At 61.3% G+C, this 19,139-nt stretch carries 19 protein-coding genes; 14 read left to right on the top strand and 5 right to left on the bottom strand.

Features of this window, described 5'->3' with window-relative positions:
* The first annotated feature begins 147 nt into the window (after positions 1-147).
* Together AB8A38_RS19300 and AB8A38_RS19295 are read left to right on the top strand one after the other, a co-directional pair.
* Positions 148-1,662, top strand: coding sequence for a hypothetical protein (locus AB8A38_RS19300; protein WP_439087092.1), 1,515 nt, complete (start codon positions 148-150; stop codon positions 1,660-1,662).
* Positions 1,662-3,191 (top strand): hypothetical protein, encoded by a 1,530-nt coding sequence (locus tag AB8A38_RS19295; protein ID WP_439087091.1) that lies wholly within the window; start codon positions 1,662-1,664, stop codon positions 3,189-3,191. The genes AB8A38_RS19300 and AB8A38_RS19295 overlap by 1 nt, the downstream gene beginning before the upstream one ends.
* A 25-nt stretch (positions 3,192-3,216) precedes the next feature.
* Here AB8A38_RS19295 and AB8A38_RS19290 read toward each other — a convergent pair whose 3' ends face one another.
* Positions 3,217-4,161: a hypothetical protein gene (locus tag AB8A38_RS19290; protein ID WP_315839957.1), complete on the bottom strand. Its 945-nt coding sequence runs from the start codon at positions 4,159-4,161 to the stop codon at positions 3,217-3,219.
* A gap of 379 nt (positions 4,162-4,540) precedes the next feature.
* Between AB8A38_RS19290 and dnaK the strand changes: the two genes are divergently transcribed.
* The 8 genes from dnaK to AB8A38_RS19250 all read left to right on the top strand — a co-directional run bounded on the left by dnaK (position 4,541) and on the right by AB8A38_RS19250 (position 11,713).
* A complete protein-coding gene (dnaK, locus tag AB8A38_RS19285) occupies positions 4,541-6,439 on the top strand; it encodes a molecular chaperone DnaK (RefSeq protein WP_120287698.1) in 1,899 nt (632 codons plus the stop codon).
* A 183-nt stretch (positions 6,440-6,622) separates the two neighbouring features.
* Positions 6,623-7,765 carry a molecular chaperone DnaJ gene (gene dnaJ, locus AB8A38_RS19280; protein ID WP_439087090.1) on the top strand — a complete coding sequence of 381 codons (1,143 nt, stop codon included), beginning with the start codon at positions 6,623-6,625 and terminating at the stop codon, positions 7,763-7,765.
* 91 nt (positions 7,766-7,856) lie between these two features.
* Positions 7,857-8,459: a class I SAM-dependent methyltransferase gene (locus tag AB8A38_RS19275; RefSeq protein WP_315839959.1), complete on the top strand. Its 603-nt coding sequence runs from the start codon at positions 7,857-7,859 to the stop codon at positions 8,457-8,459.
* Between the two features lie 45 nt (positions 8,460-8,504).
* On the top strand, positions 8,505-9,083 hold the full coding sequence (locus tag AB8A38_RS19270; RefSeq protein WP_315839960.1) for an NADPH-dependent FMN reductase: 579 nt from the start codon (positions 8,505-8,507) through the stop codon (positions 9,081-9,083).
* 6 nt (positions 9,084-9,089) lie between these two features.
* Positions 9,090-9,806 carry an orotidine-5'-phosphate decarboxylase gene (pyrF, locus tag AB8A38_RS19265; protein ID WP_439087089.1) on the top strand — a complete coding sequence of 239 codons (717 nt, stop codon included), beginning with the start codon at positions 9,090-9,092 and terminating at the stop codon, positions 9,804-9,806.
* Positions 9,807-9,828: 22 nt separating this feature from the next.
* Positions 9,829-10,131, top strand: coding sequence for a DUF1330 domain-containing protein (locus AB8A38_RS19260; protein WP_315839962.1), 303 nt, complete (start codon positions 9,829-9,831; stop codon positions 10,129-10,131).
* A gap of 120 nt (positions 10,132-10,251) precedes the next feature.
* Positions 10,252-11,067 (top strand): 4-hydroxy-tetrahydrodipicolinate reductase, encoded by an 816-nt coding sequence (gene dapB, locus AB8A38_RS19255; RefSeq protein WP_089263057.1) that lies wholly within the window; start codon positions 10,252-10,254, stop codon positions 11,065-11,067.
* A gap of 22 nt (positions 11,068-11,089) precedes the next feature.
* A complete protein-coding gene (locus AB8A38_RS19250; RefSeq protein WP_439087088.1) occupies positions 11,090-11,713 on the top strand; it encodes a 2,3-bisphosphoglycerate-dependent phosphoglycerate mutase in 624 nt (207 codons plus the stop codon).
* Positions 11,714-11,855: 142 nt separating this feature from the next.
* On the opposite strand, the gene AB8A38_RS19245 is transcribed toward AB8A38_RS19250, so the two are convergent.
* Together AB8A38_RS19245 and AB8A38_RS19240 are read right to left on the bottom strand one after the other, a co-directional pair.
* Entirely contained in the window at positions 11,856-12,737 is an 882-nt protein-coding gene (locus AB8A38_RS19245; RefSeq protein ID WP_439087087.1) for a methylated-DNA--[protein]-cysteine S-methyltransferase, read from the bottom strand.
* Between the two features lie 81 nt (positions 12,738-12,818).
* Positions 12,819-13,337: a DUF2244 domain-containing protein gene (locus tag AB8A38_RS19240; protein ID WP_439087086.1), complete on the bottom strand. Its 519-nt coding sequence runs from the start codon at positions 13,335-13,337 to the stop codon at positions 12,819-12,821.
* Between the two features lie 22 nt (positions 13,338-13,359).
* Here AB8A38_RS19240 and nth point away from each other — a divergent pair, with 22 nt between their 5' ends.
* Entirely contained in the window at positions 13,360-14,136 is a 777-nt protein-coding gene (gene nth, locus AB8A38_RS19235; protein ID WP_439087085.1) for an endonuclease III, read from the top strand.
* On the opposite strand, the gene AB8A38_RS19230 is transcribed toward nth, so the two are convergent.
* Entirely contained in the window at positions 14,133-14,885 is a 753-nt protein-coding gene (locus tag AB8A38_RS19230) for a sulfate transporter family protein (RefSeq protein WP_439087084.1), read from the bottom strand. The two genes, nth and AB8A38_RS19230, sit on opposite strands and share 4 nt — an antisense overlap.
* Positions 14,886-15,025: 140 nt before the next feature.
* Here AB8A38_RS19230 and AB8A38_RS19225 point away from each other — a divergent pair, with 140 nt between their 5' ends.
* Genes AB8A38_RS19225 through AB8A38_RS19215 form a run of 3 tightly spaced genes read left to right on the top strand, consistent with a single transcriptional unit; the run spans position 15,026 to position 18,205 of the window.
* Positions 15,026-16,408 carry an ABC transporter substrate-binding protein gene (locus AB8A38_RS19225; protein WP_439087083.1) on the top strand — a complete coding sequence of 461 codons (1,383 nt, stop codon included), beginning with the start codon at positions 15,026-15,028 and terminating at the stop codon, positions 16,406-16,408.
* Positions 16,409-16,461: 53 nt separating this feature from the next.
* Entirely contained in the window at positions 16,462-17,340 is an 879-nt protein-coding gene (locus AB8A38_RS19220; protein WP_439087082.1) for a carbohydrate ABC transporter permease, read from the top strand.
* A gap of 13 nt (positions 17,341-17,353) precedes the next feature.
* On the top strand, positions 17,354-18,205 hold the full coding sequence (locus AB8A38_RS19215; protein ID WP_068730277.1) for a carbohydrate ABC transporter permease: 852 nt from the start codon (positions 17,354-17,356) through the stop codon (positions 18,203-18,205).
* A gap of 9 nt (positions 18,206-18,214) precedes the next feature.
* Here the strand turns inward: AB8A38_RS19215 and AB8A38_RS19210 are convergent, their stop codons facing one another.
* Complete coding sequence (locus tag AB8A38_RS19210) at positions 18,215-19,102, bottom strand: YiiX/YebB-like N1pC/P60 family cysteine hydrolase (protein ID WP_439087081.1); 888 nt, start codon at positions 19,100-19,102, stop codon at positions 18,215-18,217.
* Positions 19,103-19,139: the final 37 nt, after the last annotated feature.

The raw sequence follows: 19,139 nt of genomic DNA, 5'->3' as shown, positions 1-19,139 counted from the left end.
TCAGAATTTCTGCAGCAAATCAGGTCTAGGCGCTTCCGTAAAGGCGGCTCGATATGGATGGTGCGGCGGTGTCTCGCAGACCCGCGCAATGGCTTTTTAACGCAGCTCTCCTAGCGTAGCGATGGTATTGGCCGAAAGAATAAGTGCATGATGATCGATGCCGGTTTGCAACTCGGCGGCGCGACCACGCCTCGGACGCGGCTTGCGGCCATCTGGCTGATCGCCGGCGCTCTCGTCTGCGCGATGGCCGTCGGGCTGCGCGCGGTGCTGCCGTTTAATGTCGATGTCAGCTGGTTGTTGATCGTCTGCGAACGCGTGCTCGATGGTCAGCGTCTTTATCTCGATATTCTTGAGATTAACCCCCCGATGGCCGGGGCGGTCAATATTATCGCCGTGGTACTGGGACGGCTTCTGGGATTGCGCGCCGAGCTCATGACGCTCGTGCTGGTATTCGGCCTCATCGCAGGGTCGATGGCGGTGACATGGCAGCTGCTGCACAACTCGCGCATCCCCGGGCGCGTCGCCGCTGCTCCGCTGGCGGTTTGTGCGATCGCGTTGCTCGGCATCTTGCCAATGTACGACTTCGGCCAGCGCGAACATCTCGCCTTGCTGTTTTTGTTACCCGCGCTGGCGGTCCTGATCCGCCGCGCCGATGGCGAGATAATCCCGCCTGGCGTGGTTGTCATCGCCGGCATCAGTGCTGCTATCACTATGTGCTTCAAGCCGTATTTCGCGTTCGGCGTCGGTACAGCCGTTATCGCGGCGGCGACCAATGCACGGCAGTGGAGGATTGTTTTCGCGCCGGAGAACTGGATCGCCAGCGCACTGGTGGTGGCCTATGCACTGTGGGTCTACGTGGCCTTCCCCGCCTATTTCACCGTGATCTATCCTGTTGCCAGCGACGTGTATCGGCTGCTGACGTCGTCGTGGCTGGCGCTCGCGCTGGGCGGTGCGACGACGTTATGGTTGGTTGCCGTATTCGCCACACTGCTGTTACAGAGTCGGCGTTCAGCAGACCCGGCTCTTGTCGTGCTCCTGGCTAGCTCGCTTGGCTTTGCGATGTCCTATTTCGTTCAAAGCAGGGGTTATAACTATCACGCCTACCCGATGGTGGCGCTGGCGCTGATGGCGTTTGGTTATGCCGTCGCAACGATCGATCGCGCACGGCAGCATGGGCCGCGCTTGCAGGTCGGTTCGTCGGTCGCCGCTGTGGCGCTCCTCGTGAGTGCCTGCTTCTGGTTCAAGGCCAGCGTCGATGTGCGTGCACTTCAAGATGCTGTGGTAAAGCTTGGACTGCAGCGTCCGAAGATCATCATGTTGGGTGGGGCGGCGACGATTGCACATCCGCTCGTGCGCAATGTTGGCGGTGTCTGGGTGTCACGTCAGGAGGCGCTGTCGATCCGGGAGATCGTCCGCCGCGCTCGTCTGGAGCGGACGATCGACGCTGCAACATCAGCACGTTTCGATGCGTATCTGGCGGCTGAGCGAAATGGGTTGGTCGATGATATTCGCAAGATGCCGCCGGATGTGGTGCTGATTGACGATCGCGAAGCCGACTGGAGCGCTTGGGCGCAAGCTGATCCGGAGCTGGCGCAGCTCCTGAAGCCCTATGCCCTGGTGCAGACCATCGACGGCATCGACATCCTGAAGAGGATGCCGTGATGCGCGCCACCACGCCGGGCGAAACCGCAAGTACTGTTCTGCCCGGGCGGACGCTGCAGCGAAGCCGCATCCTTCCGTGGCTCGCCGTCGTCGCACTGCTGATCGTGGCGATTGTGCTGCGTCACATTCTCGCGGCCAATACGGATGTAAGCTGGCTTCTGACTGTCGGCGAGCGCGTACTCGACGGTCAGCGCCTCTATATCGATATCATCGAGACCAATCCGCCGATGGCCGTCCTGGCCTATCTGCCGGGGATCGCCATCGCCCGCGCACTTGGGCTGGCTGCGGAGCGCGTGACCGATGCGCTGGTCTTCATCGGCGTCGCCATGTCGCTGCTGCTCAGCGCCCGCATTCTGTCGCGCGCGTCGGTTCTCAGTGTCGCGCAAGGCTGGCCGCTGGCGCTGCTGGCAGTTGCACTGCTGGCCGTGCTGCCGACGCAGACTTTCGGTCAGCGCGAACATATTGCGCTGATCGCCATGCTGCCGATGCTGGCTGTATTGGCGGGCCGCGTAAAGCACAGCGCACCATCATGGCCCGCGGCCATCGCAGCCGGCATCGGCGCGGCGATTGCGCTGTCGTTCAAGCCCTATTTCGCGATCGCCCTGCTCGGCGCGCTGGTCGCGGAGGCTGTCTCCACGCGGTTATCGTGGCGCGTCCTGCTGCGGCCGGAATATCTGGCGCTCGCCGTCGCGCTGGCGCTCTACGCCGCCGTCGTCATTGTGCTGTTTCCGGAATTCCTAACGGTAATCGGGCCGATGGTTCGCGATGTTTATCTTCAGGTGCAGCAGCCGGTCATGATGCTGCTGGAAAAGCCGGCAGTGGCACTGTGGGCCACCGCGCTGCTCGCGGCTGTGGTGCTCAAACGGCGCGTCGGCGTCGATGGTCCGTTCGTTTTGCTACTGGTGACCTCGGCCGGCTTTGCCGCTGGTTTTGTTTTGCAGGGCAAAGGCTGGCCTTACCATTCATACCCAATGATTGCGCTCGCACTGCTTGCTTTTGGCTATGCGCGTATGACCTATCTATCGGTCACCAGGACGGATCGTCTGTTCGGCGTCGGCGCGGTCGTCCTGCTGGCGCTCCTGTTCATGCGCTCCATGTTATGGTTCGACGTCGCCTTCGATGCGCGCCCACTGCAGGAGAAAATCGCGCAACTGGGACCGCGTCCTGTCATTCTTGCTATCTCCGCCGAGCCGGGCATCGGGCATCCTCTTGTGCGCGCGGTCGGCGGCACATGGGTTTCACGGCAGCAAGGCCTGTGGGTCGCCGCCTATCACGCCGCCCTGCGCAGCAGAGGCGGAGTAAGTCCTGCACAAGACCGACTGCTCGAGGCCTATGCCGCGCGTGAGCGCACGATGCTGATCGAGGATATCAAGAAAAGACCACCGACCCTGATGCTGGTGGATGATCTCACCGGCAGCGGCTCGGAATGGCTAAAAGCGCATCCCGACGTCGCCGATCTGTTAGAGGATTTTCGCGTCGTGGCCACCATCAACAAGGTGACGCTTCTTACGCGAAGCCATGAGCCCTGAAGCCGATGTTGTGTTACGTGCTGCGTCAGCGCGGCTCGATACCGTCGCGCACGGCGCGGAAGCGCGGAAATGCTTTGGCCCAATCATCGCGCGGTGCGCTTGCAATAATGCGCATGGTGATTTTGCCACCGCCGAAGCGCAGCCACTGTACCACGCTGACCGGCGTGTTGTTCTTGCCGCTAACAGCGTCGATGCGCGTCTCATAGCCGGGCATACCGTCGATCCGCTGCGGCTCCGACATGGTGATGCGCCCTTCGCGCAGGCCCGGAATCGTGCCTGCTGCCTGCTGGGCAAAGCGGCCGCGATCTTCGGCCTTTTCCGGCGCCGAGGCCAGGCTGCCGATCACCATGAAAGGGCTCGTTTCGATGCTGTTCTCGTCAGTCGAGTCGGCCAGCAACAAAGCGGCGCCCGGCGCGAGCGTGCGAACCGTCTTGAAGTCGCTCATTTCGGCGACCTTGAACGGCATCAGGCCGAGCTGCTCGGCCAGCGGTACTTCCTTGCGCACCACGGCCGATGCGAGCATCTGGCGCACCGCGTCGTCGGTATAGATCTTTTGGGCGTTTTCCGGGACCTGCACGGCGACATAGCCGGAGAAGGTCCCGCCGCCGACGATCATCGAATAGCGCCTGACATTGCCGGTCGCGTCCTTGGCGTTCTCGATCGTGTAGAAGGCCTTTCCGGCCGTGGTCTCGATGCTCTCGGGCTTCGCGGCCATACCAGCCGGATTGGCCTTGAACGCGGTCTCAACCTCGTTGAAAGCGGCGGCTGGCAGTTCGGTCATGAGCACCTTGACGCCCTGATCGGAGGTCTCGAAGCCAACAAAGGTCTTTGCCGGGGCGAGGCCGACCAGTGGGGCCAGACCCACACGGACACCCGGCGGGAAGACGGGGTCAGCCGCCAAAGCGGGGCGGTGGGCGACCGAAATGGCCGTCAGCATGGTCAAAGCGAACAGGGGCGCAGCATGTTTCATGAAAAATCTACTGGGTTTGTATTGAGGCTGTTCGATGGTGCGGGGTTCCGGCATTGGCCATCACACGACCGGCCGGAAAGGGCGTTCACGGTTGCCCTGTTCCGCCAACAGATCAAGCCATAAATCCGTTCCCGGCGCCGTCCGCGCCCATCCGTCGCGTATTGGCGAAACACCGCCAAGGGTCTGTTTCACCAAATATTAATTTCGCGCATCGGTCGTGTTTTCATGGGTCTGGAGTGTGCCAGATGCCTTGCGGCCACCACCCCCCCTCCTATATGAGGCCTACCGTCGCAATATCGCGAATAGTTGATGTTTGGGGGTTGGGAGCGGGGTGCCGTCAGGGCCCAGCCAACCTGCCGCAGAAAAAGGATATGAGAGCATGGGAAAGGTCATCGGTATCGACCTCGGTACGACGAATTCCTGCGTCGCCGTCATGGATGGCAAAACGCCGAAGGTCATCGAGAACGCGGAAGGTATGCGGACCACGCCGTCCATCGTGGCTTTTACCGATGATGGCGAGCGCCTCGTCGGCCAGCCGGCCAAGCGCCAGGCAGTTACCAATCCCGAGCGCACCATTTTCGCGGTGAAGCGCCTGATCGGCCGCCGCTATGACGATCCGACCGTCGAGAAGGACAAGAAGCTCGTCCCCTACAAGATTGCCAAGGGTGGCAATGGCGACGCCTGGGTCGAAGTCGACGGTAAAACCTATTCGCCCTCGCAGATCTCCGCCTTCACGCTGCAGAAGATGAAGGAGACCGCGGAGGCTCACCTCGGCCAAAAGGTCGAGCAGGCCGTCATCACCGTGCCCGCCTACTTCAACGACGCCCAGCGTCAGGCCACCAAGGATGCCGGCAAGATCGCTGGCCTCGAAGTGCTGCGCATCATCAACGAGCCGACTGCTGCTGCGCTCGCTTACGGCCTCGACAAGTCGAAATCCGGCACCATCGCGGTGTACGATCTCGGCGGCGGCACCTTCGACGTCTCGATCCTCGAGATCGGCGACGGCGTGTTCGAAGTGAAGTCCACCAACGGCGATACGTTCCTCGGCGGTGAAGACTTCGACATGCGTCTGGTCGGCTACCTCGCCGACGAGTTCAAGAAAGAGCAGGGCATCGACCTGCGCAACGACAAGCTGGCGCTGCAGCGTCTGAAGGAAGCTGCTGAAAAGGCGAAGATTGAGCTGTCGTCGACGACCCAGACCGAAATCAACCTGCCGTTCATCACGGCGGATGCCTCCGGTCCGAAGCATCTGACGCTGAAGCTGACCCGCGCCAAGTTCGAAGCGCTGGTCGACGATCTCGTGCAGAAGACCATCGAGCCTTGCCGCAAGGCGCTCAAGGACGCCGGCCTCACCGCCGGTGAAATCGGCGAGGTGGTTCTGGTCGGCGGCATGATCCGCATGCCCAAGATCCAGGAAGTCGTGAAGCAGTTCTTCGGCAAGGAGCCCCACAAGGGCGTCAACCCGGATGAAGTCGTGGCCATCGGCGCCGCCATTCAGGCGGGCGTGCTGCAGGGCGACGTCAAGGACGTGCTGCTGCTCGACGTGACTCCGCTGTCGCTGGGCATCGAGACGCTGGGTGGCGTGTTCACCCGCATCATCGAGCGCAATACCACGATCCCGACCAAGAAGAGCCAGGTGTTCTCGACGGCCGAGGACAACCAGAACGCCGTCACCATCCGGGTCTTCCAGGGTGAGCGCGAAATGGCGGCCGACAACAAGCCGCTCGGCCAGTTCGACCTGATGGGCATTCCGCCGGCTCCGCGCGGCATGCCGCAGGTCGAGGTGACCTTCGACATCGACGCCAACGGCATCGTCAACGTGTCGGCGAAGGACAAGGCGACCAACAAGGAACAGCAGATCCGGATCCAGGCATCTGGCGGTCTGTCCGAGTCCGACATCCAGAAGATGGTCAAGGACGCCGAAGCCAACGCTGCCGAGGACAAGAAGCGTCGTGAAGCTGTCGATGCCAAGAACCACGGCGATGCCCTCGTGCATTCGACCGAGAAGGCTCTGAGCGAGCATGGCGACAAGGTCGGTGAGACCGAGCGCCGCGCTATCGAGGATGCCATGAGCGACCTGAAGGAAGCTCTGAAGGGTGATGATGCCGAGGCGATCAAGGCCAAGACCAACACGCTGGCGCAGGCTTCGATGAAGCTCGGCGAAGCGATGTACACCCAGCAGGCCGAGGCTGACGCCAAGCGCGATGCCGAGAAGGATGACGTGGTCGACGCCGAATTCACGGAAGTCGATGACGACAAGCCGAAGAAGTCGGCCTGATAGGCGAGCGGAACGATGACCCTCATCCTGAGTAGCGCGGTGCGCGTCTCGAAGGATGAGGGTTGTTTTTTGTCAGGCGGGTCTTGTTAGGCAAGTTTTGTTAGTACGGGAGTAGCATCTTCATCGATGCGTTCTTCTGGGATGCTCCTCGGGATGAGGACCAATTTCGGGCGGATCTGACGGATGTCCACCACCAAGCGCTGCTACTACGAGTCTCTGGAAGTCGAACGCAGCACCGATGATGCGGGGCTGAAGAGCGCGTTCCGCAAGTTGGCGATGAAGTGGCATCCGGACAAGAACCCCGGCGATGCCACCGCCGAGTCGCGTTTCAAGGAGATTGCCGAGGCCTATGACGTGCTCAAGGACGGCGACAAGCGCGCCGCCTATGATCGTTACGGCCACGCCGCCTTCGAGCAGGGCCATGGCGGCGGCGGTGCAGGCTTCGGATCCGGCTTCGCCTCATCTTTCTCCGACATTTTTGAAGACCTGTTCGGCATGGCCGGACAGCGCGGCGGTGGTCGCAGCGGCGGCCGCGAGCGCGGGGCAGATCTTCGCTACAACATGGAAATCACGCTGGAGGAGGCTTACTCCGGCAAGACCGCACAGATCGAGATTCCGGTCGCGGTGACCTGTGAAGCCTGCTCCGGCACCGGCGCCAAGGCTGGCACCAAGCCAAAGGCCTGTTCGACCTGTGGCGGTGCTGGCCGCGTCCGCCAGGCCCAGGGCTTCTTCACGCTGGAAAGGACCTGCCCGAGCTGTCAGGGCCGCGGTCAGATGATAGAGGATCCGTGCCCGAGCTGTTCCGGTGCCGGCCGCGTCGAGCGCGAACGCACGCTCTCGGTCAACATTCCGGCGGGCGTCGAGGACGGCACCCGCATTCGTCTCGCCAATGAAGGCGAAGCCGGCGCGCGTGGTGGCCCCTCGGGCGATCTCTATATTTTCCTATCGCTGGCCTCGCACGACTTCTTCCAGCGCGATGGCGCGGACCTGCATTGCCGGGTGCCGATCTCGATGGTGACCGCGGCGCTGGGCGGCGAATTCGAAGTGCCGACCATCGAAGGCGGGCGCAACAAGGTCAAGGTTCCCTCGGGCACCCAGTCCGGGCGCCGCTTCCGCGTTTCGTCGAAGGGCATGCCGGTGCTGCGCTCGCGCCAGACCGGCGACATGTATGTCCAGGTCGTCGTGGAAACGCCGCAGAACCTGACGAAAAAGCAGCAGGAGCTGCTGGCCGAATTCGAGAAATTATCTTCGGGTGCAACGCAACCTGAAGCCGCGGGTTTCTTCACTAAGGTCAAGGACTTCTTCGGAACGCGGGCGGGCTCCTGACGTTGGAAGCTTGACCGTTTCTATTGTTGCCTATACCTCTTTATGACGAAATTCTGACGTTCCGCCGTTCCGCGGTCTGCCTGGAAGCGACATGCCTCTGCACTCGTCCGCGCGTACGTTGAAGAAGCCGCTCCGTCTCGACGACGAGGTCCGCTTCCTCCGTTCGTGGATCGATAAGCCGCTGCATATGGGTGCGGTAATGCCATCGGGCAAAGCTCTTGCCCGCACCATGGCGCAATATGTCGACAATGACGCGACCGGTCCGGTCATCGAACTTGGGCCCGGCACCGGCGCGATCACGTCTGCGCTGGTTGCGCACGGGGTGGACCAGAAACGTCTGCTGCTCGTCGAATTCAATCCCACCTTTTGCGCGCTGTTGCGCGAGCGCTACCCGCAGGCGACGATCGTTCAGGGCGACGCCTACACATTGCGCGATACGCTGTGGGATGTGCTGAAAGAGCCCGCCTCCGCCGTCGTCTCCGGCCTGCCACTTGTCACCAAGCCGATGCTGACGCGCCTCAAGCTGATCCGCGATGCGTTCGCGGCAATGTCGCCGAACGCGCCCTTCGTGCAGTTCACCTATTCGGTGGCGCCGCCGATCCCCAAATCGCTGCCCGGCGTGTCCACAGAGGCCTCCGAGCGGATCTGGATGAACCTTCCGCCGGCGCGCGTCTGGGTGTATCGCAAACGCTAGTGCCGGCCGCGATCGCGCGGTGGCTTCGCCCCGACGATCGGAATCATGGCTGCGATCAAGATCCTCGTTATTCCAGGCTCGCTGCGCACAGGGTCGCTGAATGCGAAACTCGCGGCTGTCGCCATTGACGCGCTGGTTCGCGCCGATGTCGATGCCACCAGGATTTCGCTCGGCGACTTTCCGCTGCCGATCTATGACGGCGACCTCGAGAGCAATTCCGGCGTGCCGAAACCTGCGCTCGATCTGAAGCGTATGATATCGGCGCATCATGGTGTGCTGATTGTGACGCCCGAATACAACGCGTCGCTGCCGCCGCTGGTGAAGAATACGATCGACTGGGTCTCGCGCGTGGAAGACACGCATGAGAGCAAGGGCCAGGTGTTTCGCGAGCGGCCGTTTGCGATTGCGGCGGCTTCGAATGGGCGGCTTGGCGGTGCGCGCTGTTTGCAGGCCTTGCGGCTGGTGCTGTCGGCGTGTCGCGCGATGGTGATCCCGAACCAGCTGACGCTGGCGTTCGCCGGTGAGGCCTATGACGATATGGACCGGCTAAAACACGCAGCTGACAAGGATGCAATGATGGCGATGGTGCGCCAGCTCATCGATGTCGCGCAGCAGATGAAGTGAGATGACATGACGTTGCAGACCATTGATCCCCGCGACCGCTTGATCGTCGCGCTCGATTTGCCGGATGTTGACGCCGCCGAAGCAATGATCGCGCGGCTCGGCGACAGCGTGACTTTCTACAAGATTGGCTATCAGCTCGGCTATGCCGGCGGCCTGCCACTGGTGCGCAAGCTCGCCGATGCCGGCAAGAAGGTGTTCGCCGATCTGAAGATGCACGACATCGGCAACACTGTCGCATGCGGTGTGGAAAGCGTGGCGAAGCTCGGCGCGACCTTCCTGACCGTGCATGCCTATCCGCAGACCATGCAGGCGGCGGCCAATGCCAGCAAGGGTTCCGGCCTGAAGATCCTCGCCGTGACCGTGCTGACCTCGTACGACAACGAGGATCTGAAAGCCGCGGGCTATCAGCTCGGTGTCAGCGATCTCGTCGCCGCGCGCGCGCAGCAGGCGCAGGCGCTCGGTATCGATGGTCTCGTCTGCTCGCCGGAAGAGGCGGCGAACCTGCGCAAGCATATCAAGCCCGAGATGTGTCTGGTCACGCCCGGTGTGCGCCCTGCGGGCAGTGACGTGGGCGATCAAAAGCGGATCATGACCCCGGCACGCGCGATTGCCGAAGGTTCGGACTATCTGGTGGTCGGCCGTCCGGTAATGGAAGCTGCTGATCCGAAGGCTGCGGCCGAGGCGATCGTCGCCGAAATCGCGCAGGCTCTGGCGAACAAGTAAGAACGGGACAGGAGAGTGACAGATGGCCAAGGCTTACTGGATTGCACGCGTCGACGTGCACAATATGGACGGTTACAAACAATACGTGGCCGAGAACGGCCCGGTCTTCAATAAATTCGGCGCCAAATTCCTGGTACGCGGCGGCCAGTTCGAGGCCAAGGAAGGCACCTCGCGTTCGCGCAATGTCGTGCTCGAATTCAGCGACTACGCGACCGCTCTGGCCTGTTACAATTCGCCGGAATACCAGCGACTGGTGGCGATGCGCAGCCCGCACGGCGAGAGCGACCTCGTGATCATCGAGGGGTATGACGGTCCGCAGCCCTGAGCCGCAGGGCCTTAAGCATGTGTCTGATCTGATTGGTATCTAAGGACTTTAGGTACCGTGGGCGTGTTGCCGCCGTGGCAGCGCGCCGCTATACCGCCTTGAGATACTGAGGATCGTTCAATGTCCGATATGAGACTGATCGTTGCTGGCGCCGGCGGCCGAATGGGCCGCGCGCTGATCCGCACCATTTCCGAAACCCCCGGCGCTGTCGTTTCCGGTGCGCTGGAAGCGCCCGGCTCGGAGCTGCTTGGACAGGATGCCGGCGTGCTCGCCGGCCTCCCTGAGAACGGCGTCAAACTCTCGGCCGACCTCTGGACGCTGTCGAAGGATGCCGATGGCATTCTCGATTTCACGGTTCCTGCAGCGACCATCGCCAATGTTGCGATCGCAGCCCAGCGCGGCCTCGTCCATGTGATCGGTACCACCGGCCTGTCGTCGTCGGACAACGCGGTGATCAAGAGCGTGACAGGTCAGGCCATCGTCGTGCAGTCGGGCAATATGAGCCTCGGCGTCAATCTGCTTGCCGCGCTGGTGAAGCGAGTCGCGCAGTCGCTCGATGACGGCTTCGACATCGAAGTGCTGGAGATGCACCACAAGGCCAAGATCGACGCGCCGTCGGGTACGGCTTTCATGCTGGGTCAGGCTGCTGCCGAGGGTCGCAAGATTCCGCTCGAGCAACATTCGGCCCGTGGCCGCGATGGTCTCACGGGTGCCCGCAAGACCGGCGATATCGGCTTTGCCTCGCTGCGCGGCGGCACTGTCGCTGGCGATCATACGGTGATTTTCGCCGGTCCCCATGAACGCATCGAGCTGTCGCACAAGGCTGAGGATCGCATGATCTTCGCTCATGGTGCGCTGAAGGCGGCGATGTGGGCGCATGGAAAAAAGCCCGGTTTGTACTCGATGGCTGACGTGCTCGGCCTTGGTGAAATGTAAGAAGAACGAAACGGAATTCTCGATGAACGAACGTCTTCTCGTCCTCGTCCGTCACGGACAGAGCGAATGGAATCTGAAGAACCTTTTCACCGGCTGGAAAGATCCTGATCTTACCGAGAAGGGCGTCGCAGAGGCCAAGGAAGCCGGCCGCAAGCTGAAGGCGCAGGGTCTGACCTTCGATGTCGCGTTCACCTCGGCGCTGACCCGTGCGCAGCACACACTGAAGCTCGCGCTGACCGAGATGGGCCAGACCGGCATTCCGGTTACGAAGAACCTGGCGCTGAACGAGCGCGATTACGGCGATCTCTCCGGTCTCAACAAGGACGACGCCCGCGCCAAATGGGGTGAGGAGCAGGTCCATGTGTGGCGTCGTTCCTATGACGTGCCGCCGCCCGGTGGCGAGAGCCTGAAGGATACGCTGGCGCGCACGCTGCCGTATTTCGTGCAGGAAATCCTGCCCTGCGTGCTGCGCGGCGAACGCACGCTGGTAGCGGCCCACGGCAATTCGCTGCGTGCCCTGATCATGGTGCTGGAGAAGCTAACGCCGGAAGGCATTCTCGCTCGCGAACTCGCGACCGGCGTACCGGTGATCTACCGGCTCAATGCCGATGCGACGGTAGCGTCGAAGGTCGATCTGGCGGGGTAAGCGTCATTTAGCGTCACACACAACCCTCATGGTGAGGAGGCGCTCTTGCGCCGTCTCGAACCATGAGGAGTGTGGCACGCATCCTTCGAGACGCGGTCGAAAGCGACCGCTCCTCAGGATGAGGGCAGAGTGTGTGGAAGCTTCAAATCGCCCCCACCTGTCCCGCTTCCCAGCCGATCATGGCCTGCTTCCGTGTAATGCCCCAATGATAGCCGGTCAGTGCGCCGGATTTGCCGAGCGCGCGGTGGCACGGCACCACGAAGGAAATCGGGTTCTTGCCCACGGCCGCGCCGACGGCGCGTGAGGCCTTCGGGTTGTCGATCTTGCAGGCGATATCCGAATAGCTGACGGCGCGGCCCATCGGGATTTTCAGCAGCGTTTCCCAGACACGGACTTCGAAGTCGGTGCCGATCAGCACCACCCGCAACGGCTGGTCCGGGCGCCACAGCTTGCTGTCGAAGATGCGCTGCGCCAGTCCGGCCGTGCCGGGAGTGTCCTCAATCAATGTAGCCGCGGGCCAGCGCCGGCTCATGTCGGCGAAAGCGCGCTGTTCGTCGCCGGGATCAGAGAAAGCGAGACCCGCAAGGCCGCGGTCGCTGGCGATCACGATGGCAGTTCCGAACGGCGAGGAATGAAAGCCATAACGCAGCTCCATGCCGGCGCCGCCGGTCTTCCATTCGCCGGGCGACATTGCCTCATGCGTCACGAACAGATCGTGCAGACGGCTTGGGCCTGACAGACCGGAATCGAGCGCGGCGTCGAGCACGCTGGCGGAATCGCGCAGCAGGCCCTTGGCGTGGTCGAGCGTTAGCGCCTGCATGAACGCTTTCGGCGTCAGTCCGGCCCAGCGGCGGAACAGGTGGTGCAACTCGTCCGGCGTCACGCTCGCGGCGTCCGCCACGGCCTCGATGTTCGGCTGGCCCCGCCACTGTGAGTGCATGAAACCGATGGCACGGCGCACGGAATCGTAATCGCGCAGGGCCGCGTCGCGCTGGCCCGGCTTGATCGGGCGATGCTCAGTCATCGCTAGGTCTCTGGCAAGATTCATCATGATATCGATGTAGGCCTGCCCCGGCGCGCAAACCACCCGTTTCCCGATGGGTCATCAGTTCACCGGATTATAGGTCGGGCCGCGTTTGGCGGCCTGGAGCGCTTCCATCAAGGCTTTGATGAAGCTTGCTTTTTCCTCCGCGCCGAGGAACCGGGCGATCGACACCCGACGGCCGCGCGACACCAGAAAAAGCTGCTCGATGCCGAATTCGGCGTGGCACACCTGATCGATCTGCACCCAAAGCGGATTGAATGCCCATTCCACGACGTCGCCTGATGGGCTGACCCGGCGCACACGAATTTCCGACGGCGTGACCGTGATCTCTTCGGTGGCCCTGGCGCGTCTGTCGTAAATCTTGAAGGCGATATAGATCGCCAGCAGGTCGAGGCCGAAAAAGCCGAGCACCGGCCAGGCGCCCATCAGCAGGAAGGCCATCCCCGCGCCGAACGAGACCATGCTGATGAAACCCATGAGCATGAGGAAGCCCTTGCGACCCAGCGTGTGATGCGGACGCAGCAGCGCGCTGAACAGCATCGGTTCCTGCAGGACGTCAAAGTCGTTGCCTGATGTCATGGTCCCTCAGTATATCCCTTTGATGCCGAAAATCACCCGCAAGCTCCCCGCCAGCGCGAAGCCCAGTCCTGCAAAGAAGGTTGTAGCGAAAACGGTCAAGGCGCCTGCGAAGAAGACAGCCCAACCGAAGCCCACCAAGCTAAAACCCATCAAGTTGAAGCCTTGGACCAAGGCCCAGGTCCATGAAGCCTTCTCGCGCTTCCGCAAGGCCAATCCCGAGCCCAAGGGCGAGCTCGAACATCTCAATCCCTACACATTGCTGGTTGCAGTGGTATTGTCCGCGCAGGCGACTGACGCCGGAGTCAACAAGGCGACGCGCGCGCTGTTTCCCATCGCCGATACGCCGCAGAAAATGATTGATCTCGGCGAAGAGGCGGTGCGGGACTACATCAAGACAATCGGACTCTACCGCACCAAGGCGAAGAACGTCATCGCGCTGTCGGAAAAACTGATCCGCGAATTCGGCGGCGTCGTGCCGCGCACCCGCGCCGAAATCGAGTCACTGCCGGGCGCCGGGCGCAAGACCGCCAATGTCGTGCTCAACATGGCGTTTGGCGAGCACACGATGGCTGTGGACACCCATGTCTTCCGCGTCGGCAATCGCACCAACATGGCGCCGGGCAAAAACGTGCTGGACGTCGAACTCGAATTGGAGCGCGTGATCCCGCACGAGTTCATGCTGCATGCCCATCATTGGCTAATCCTGCACGGCCGCTATGCGTGCCTCGCGCGCAAGCCGCGCTGCGAGGTGTGTCTGATCAACGATCTGTGCCAGTGGCCGGAGAAGACCGTGGTCTAGGCGACCGGCATCTTCGTCACGCGACCTGGCTCGATCAGCTCCGATCGTGGTCCGCTCAACCGCTTGTGCATATGGACCATGAAGGTCATGCCGAACAGCGGCGTGGCCAGGTTGACGATCGGGATCGAGACGAAGGCTGCGATGAACAGCCCGGCGGTGAACACCGTCGCCGCATGCTGCTTGCGCATCGCCTTGGCGTCCGCCGGCGAGCGGAACCGCATGGCGGCCAGCTCGAAATATTCGCGGCCGAGCAACCAGGCTGTGGCGATGAAAAAGACAACGAACCCAATGCCGGCGAAGAATACGAAGGGTAGTGCGATCAGATAGACCGCGATGGTCAGCAGCGCGGTCTTGCCGCCTTCGGTAATGGCGAGCCCGAACGGCAATGCGACGCCGACCCGCTCCGCGGGATAGTGCTCGCGCTCGACGATATCGGCGACATCATCGACGAACACGCTGGCAACCAGTGACGTGATCGCCGGCATGAGAAAGATTGCGCCGACGACGACGCCGAGACCGGCGGCAATCGACAAGATCCAGGACAGCACGTTGATCATCGTGTGGTAGTCCGACCCGATAGCACTTTCGGCCCAGACGCCGCCCGAAGTGGCAGCCCAGTTCAATAGCTGCTGCATGCCGACCGCCAGGACGGTGATTAAAACCAGGGCAAGTCCGATCGACTTCCACAGGATGCTGCGCATCGGTGGTGAAAGAATTTGCGATAGCGCCTTGGCGGCAGCGACAAGCATCCGATTTTCTCCTTGCAATCACGAAGACGTAACCCTTGCGAAGTTGTCAGACAAGTGCAGCGCAGCATCGACTTCTTCACTGGACGGATAAATAGAAAGAGGTAGTCTCAAGAAAAACAATCATCAGGGAGGACGACGTCTTGATCACCAAGGGTACCCGTGCGCTTGTTTTCGCCACTGCCGCTTCCGGCTTGTTTCTGACCGCAGCGCCCGCCTTCGCGCAGCAAAGCATCACCGTCTGGTTCAGCAAGGGGTTTTATAAATCCGAAGATGAATCGCTGCTGGCGGCGATCAAGAAGTTCGAAGACAAAACCAAGATCAAGGTCGAACTCTCGCAATATGCCATTCAGGACATGATCCCGAAGACCGTGGCCGCGCTGGATTCCGGCACGCCGCCAGATGTCGCCTATGCCGACACCTACGATGTGCAGGCATCCGGCAAATGGGCCTTCGAAGGCAAGCTGGAAGATATCACCGACATCCTAAAGCCGATGATGGATAAATTCGCGCCGAACACGGTCGAGACGGCCTATCTGATGAACGGTCAGACCAAGAAGAAGGCCTATTACGGCTTTCCGCTGAAGCAGCAGTCGATGCATGTGGAGATCTGGAGCGATCTGCTCGAGCAGGCCGGCTACAAGATCAGCGATATTCCCAAGGACTGGAAGGGTTATTGGTCGTTCTGGTGCGACAAGGTCCAGCCGGCCTATCGCAAGGCGTCAGGCAGCCGTGCCTATGGCGTCGGCCAGCCGATGGGCGTGGAGTCCACGGACTCGTTGCAGTCGTTCTACACCTTCATGGATGCCTATAACGTCAAGCTGGTGGACGATGATGGCAAGCTTCTGGTGGATGACCCCAAGGTCAAGGAGGGCCTGATCGGCGCCCTCAGGGACTATACAGACACCTATATCAAGGGCTGTACGCCACCGTCCTCGACGACGTGGAAGGACCCCGACAACAATGTCGCCTTCCACAACAAGAGCATCGTCATGACCCACAACTTCACGATTTCGATCGCGGCGAAGTGGTTCGAGGATTCGCAGAACCAGTCACTGACACCGGAGCAGCGCGCGGCCGGCAAGAAGGCCTATGAGGAAACGATCGTCACGGCATCGTTCCCGCTGAAGCCGGACGGCACGCCGATCAAGTATCGGTCCGACGTGAAGACGGGCATGATCTTCTCGCAGTCGAAGAACAAGGTGGGCGCCAAGGAGTTCGTCAAGTTCCTGATGGAAGAGGAAAACCTCGGCCCTTATGTCGAAGGTGCGCTCGGTCGTTGGTTCCCGGTGACCAAGGCCGGACAGGCAAGCCCGTTCTGGCAGGCCGACAAGCATCGCAAGGCAGTCTACACCCAGTTCACGGGCGGTACCTCGTCGTTCGATTTCGTGAAGAACTACAAGTTCACGATCCTCAATAACGAGAACGTGTGGGCCAAGGCGATGAACCGCGTGGTCAGCGAGAAGGTGCCGGTCGAGAAGGCCGTCGATGAGTTGATCGCCCGCATCAAGGAAATCGCGGGTTAGTCCGAGACAAAGCCGGCCGCTCTTCGCGGCCGGCTTTTGCAATGGTGTACAGCATGGCCACGATTACTTATCCCGCTCCCGCCGATACGTTGCCACGCCGGCCATGGTCGGCCCGCCTGACGACGCCGCAGGTCTGGGGCATTGTCATGCTCGCGCCCTATCTGCTCGTATTCGCCGCTTTCGTGGTCTATCCGATCGGTTATGGCTTGTGGCTGGCGCGGCACCCTGCGAGTTACGTCGCGCTCTATAACGATCCGGTGTTTGCGCGTGCCGTCGTCAACACGCTGATCTTTCTGATTATCGGCATCAATCTCAAGATGCTGGTAGCGTTGTTCCTGTCCGGCTTCTTCGTGCAGTCGCGCACCTGGATTCGTTGGCTGTCGGTGCTGTTCATCCTGCCTTGGGCCGTGCCGTCGATCCCGACTATCCTGTCGGTCCGCTTCATGTTCAATCCCGAATGGGGCGTGATCAATAACCTGATCTTCAAGTTCACCGGCGAGGACGGGCCCAACTGGCTGAATGATCCTGCCATGGGCCTGACGCTGGCGATTCTGGTGCACATCTGGAAGTCGCTGCCATTCTGGACGCTGATCCTGATGACAGGGCGTCTGGCGATCTCGACGGACATGTTCGAAGCGGCCGATGTGGACGGCGCCAGCTGGTGGCAGAAATTCCGCTTCATCACCTGGCCATCGATGCAGACGCTGTATCTCACATGCACACTGCTTTCGATGATCTGGACGCTCGGCGACTTCAACAGCGTCTATCTGTTGACGGGAGGCGGGCCAGCGGATCTCACTCATGTTCTGTCTACATTGGGGATTCGCTATCTCCGCCTCGATCAGCTCGACATGTCGATGGCATCCATCGTTTGCGCGATGCCGCTTGTGCTGCCGCTGGTCTATTTCATGATGAAACGACTCTCTCGATGAAGAGGTTCACCCGATGAGAGTGCCAACGCTACGAGAAGTCGGTACCGAAGCGCGACTGCTGCTGATCGGCATTCCCGTGCTGATCTGGACGTTGATTCCGATCTATCACATGTTCCTGTTCGCGATCTCGCCGAAGCAGGATGCATTTGCGGGCAAGTTGTGGCCCGACCATCCGACGCTGAACAATTTCAGAATCGTGTTCAATCAACAGCACTATTTCCTGCGCGATTTCTGGGCGCAGTTCCTGAACTCGGTCGTCATTGCGGTGGCGGTCGGTGCGCTGACGCTGGTGATTGCGACATCGGCGGCCTTTGCGATCAGTCGCCTGCGCGTCCGCGGCGGTCGAACGGTGATGAACATGGCGCTGTTCACCTATTTCATTCCCGCGGCGTTCCTCGCTGTGCCGATGTATCGCACCATGGGCAATTACGGCCTGCTCAATAATCACTGGTCGCTGATCCTGGCGATGGTGACCATTGCTTCGCCCTATGCGATCTGGGTGCTCAAGCAGGCGTCGGACAAGCTGCCGCTCGAGCTCGACGAAGCCGCCATCATGGACGGCGCAACGCCGTTGCAACTGTTCCGTATGGTCTATGTGCCGCTGATGTTGCCATCGCTGGTCGCAATCGGGACCTATGCGCTGCTGCTCGCCTGGAACGAATATCTCTACGCCTTCCTGCTGCTGTCCAAGGATACCGAGATCACGCTACCCGTCGCGCTCGGCAACTTCCTGGCCGCGGATGACTCGCCCTGGGAATTGCTGATGACCACGGGCTTTATTTACGCGCTACCACCAGCGGCAGTGTATTACGCCTTCCGGCGCTACATGGTCGGCGGACTCACAGCGGGCGCGGTCAAGTCCTGAAGTGGCGGATCAGGCGATCAGCCTGATCCGAGGCCTGCTCACGTCTTCGTCAGCCACTTCCGCTTCCGTGTCAGTCGTCTCAGGAATGAGCGGCGTCGTGCCGAAGACGTCCGGAAATGGATCGAAAGTGCCCGCCACCTCCCGGAGCGGCTTCTGCTTGTCGGCCCAGTGTAGCGCCGTGTAGTCGAATCCGAGTTCGATGGTCGGCTTCACCACTTCGAAATACGGCGAGATATCGAAATCCCTGGGCATATACAGCGATGAATCGCGGATGTGCAGAATTTCGCGACGGGCTTGGCGGCTGCCGGCGCGGGTGATTTTCGGCAGAATCGGATAGCGCACGGCATCGAAAGCCTGCGCGATCAGTGCCGAGCAGATGATTTTGGTGGGGTCGCCGGAGCCGAAAGCGATCATACGCCGCCGCCAGCGTTGCGGCACCGGCAGCGGGATCAGGAAGCGCATCAGGTCAAGAATGTTCTTGGTGTCGTAACCAAAGCCGATGCGGTTGATGGCGTAACGACACACAGTGGTGCGGTCCTCGTAGGACAGCCCGACCGGGCGGCACAGCCGGGTGTGGAACGGATAATATTTCGAGAGCGGTGCTGAGGTGACACCTTCGCCGATATTGGCCTCGATCAGCACATGCGGCTCGCCATTCGGCTCTGCAGCGCCTTCGATCGGCCCGACATAGAGCGCGGCATGCGACCAGGTCGATTGCGTGAGATATTTGATGATGCCGGAGACGCGGTTGTTGCCTTCGACTAGCAACACATCACCTTCCTGGATGATACCGCGCAGGCGCTCGGGATCGCTCGGCGTGAAAGGCTCGTAGCCGGGCAGCTCCTTCTGCAGATATTTAGCGATCAGTTTCCCGACCGTATCGAGCATGAGGCCCATGATCGTGACTCCCCCAGCGCGGTTCATATCGACCGCT

This window comes from Tardiphaga sp. 839_C3_N1_4 (assembly GCF_051811045.1).
Classification (GTDB): domain Bacteria; phylum Pseudomonadota; class Alphaproteobacteria; order Rhizobiales; family Xanthobacteraceae; genus Tardiphaga.
This window is presented reverse-complemented; position numbering and strand designations above follow the sequence as displayed.